A 2,027-nucleotide genomic window follows, 5' to 3' on the forward strand; every position below is an offset into this window, starting at 1 on the left:
GGGCTGTGGCAGCGCGACTACGACGAGCGCGGCAACCTGGTCGAGAGCGTCGACCCGCTGGGCAACAAGACCGAGTTCGCCTACACCCCGGCCGGGCTGGTCAAGGCGATCAAGGACGCCATCGGCAACGAGAAGAAACTCGCCTACAACGATGCCGGGCAACTGCTCGAATACACCGACTGCTCGGGCAAGACCAGCCAGTGGACGTACGACACCTCCGGCCAGCTGATCGAATTCGCCGACGCGGCGGGCAACAAGACCGCCTATGAATACAAGGCCGGGCAACTGGCCAAGGTCACTCACCCGGACAAGACCGAAGAACGCTTCGAGCGTGACGCCGAAGGCCGTCTGCTGGCCCATGTGGACGCGCTTGATCGCTGCACCACCTGGTCCTATACCGCTGCCGGTATGCTCGCCGAACGCGTCGACGCCAACGAGCACACCCTGCGTTATCGCTGGGACAAGCTTGGCCGCCTGATCGGGCTGGAAAACGAAAACGAGAGCAAGGCCAACTTCCTCTACGACCCGGTCGGCCGGCTGCTGCAAGAGACCGGTTTCGATGGCTTGGTCACCCGTTACCAGTACGACCCGAACAGCGGTCGCCTGGCGAGCACTCAAGTGGGCCAGCGCCGTATCGACCTGCGTTTCGACCGCATGGGCCGCCTGGCCGAGCGTACGGCGCGCCTGGGTGATCAGAGTCAGAGCGAAACCTTTGCCTACAACGGCAACGGCCAGCTGGTTCAGGCGGTCAACGCCGCCAGCAAGCTGCAATGGTTCCACGACGAGGCCGGCAACCTGACCCGTGAGCACCAGCACTACCTGGCCACGGGTACGCCGATGGTTGCGGTGTGGCAGCACGAATACGATGCGCTCAACCAGCGGGTCAGCACGATTCGCCCGGATGGCCACAAGGTCAGCTGGCTGACCTACGGTAGCGGCCACCTGCTCGGCATGACCCTCGACCAGCACGAAATGCTGGCCTATGAGCGGGATGACCTGCACCGCGAGGTGGTGCGGCACCAGGGCAATAAGCTGATGCAGACCCAGGCCTGGGACCCGGCCGGGCGTTTGCAGGAGCAACTGTTGGGCAGCCATGACGGCCAGTCCACCTTGCTCAAGCGCCAGTACCGTTATGACGCCGCCGGCCAGCTGACCAACATCCATGACAGCCGTCGGGGGCCGCTGGAGTACCAGTACGATCCCGTCGGCCGCCTGCTCAAGGCCACCAGCCGCCTGGGCGTGGAAACCTTCGCCTTTGACCCGGCCGGTAACCTGCTTGACCAGAAAACCCAGGAGCTGAATCGCCCGCTGGAAGCCGATCCACGGCGCAACAAACTGATGGACAACCTGCTGCGCGAGTATGCCGGTACCCATTACCGTTACGACGAACGTGGCAACCTGGTGCACCGCCTGCACAACGGTGCCCATGCTCACTTCACCTGGGACCTGTTCGACCGGCTGGCCAGCTACAACGACGACAAGCTCAAGGTCGACTACAGCTACGACGCCTTGGGCCGGCGTCTGCACAAGCATTCGGTGGCGCATTTCTGGGATCGCCCCGAGGCGGGGACTGGCTGGAACCAGCTGCAACGAGCGAAGCGCCAACGCGAGCTTGGCTGTGGCTTCACCCTGTTTGGTTGGGACGGCGACACCCTGGCCTGGGAGAGCTCACCGCCGCGTGATGAAGGCGACACCGGCCGCACCGTGCATTACCTGTACGAGCCGGGCAGCTTCGTGCCGGTTGCCCAGGCGCTGCGCAAAAGCCCGATCCGCTTGCACAAGCAACCGGATTGGAGTCAACGCGAGTACGACTTTGATCAGGATCCGCTGTGGCACACCGAGGTGAAACCGCAGCCGTTCGAGGCGATTGCCTGGTACCAGTGCGACCACCTCGGCACGCCGATGGAGCTGACCGATGAGCAAGGCAATGTCGCTTGGGCCGGACAGTACAAGGCTTGGGGTGAAGTTCGCGAGGAACGCTCGGACTGGGCCAAGCAGCACGGCCTGGGCAACCCGATTCGCTTCCA

General features: G+C 63.8%; 1 protein-coding gene. It reads left to right on the forward strand.

Annotated elements, in window-relative coordinates; translation table 11 throughout:
• The coding region (locus tag NJG22_RS24345) for an RHS repeat domain-containing protein (protein ID WP_253098474.1) at window positions 1-2,027 on the forward strand (2,027 nt) is incomplete at both ends.

It is taken from the genome of Pseudomonas sp. VA159-2, assembly GCF_024126635.1.
Classification (GTDB): Bacteria; Pseudomonadota; Gammaproteobacteria; order Pseudomonadales; family Pseudomonadaceae; genus Aquipseudomonas; species Aquipseudomonas muyukensis.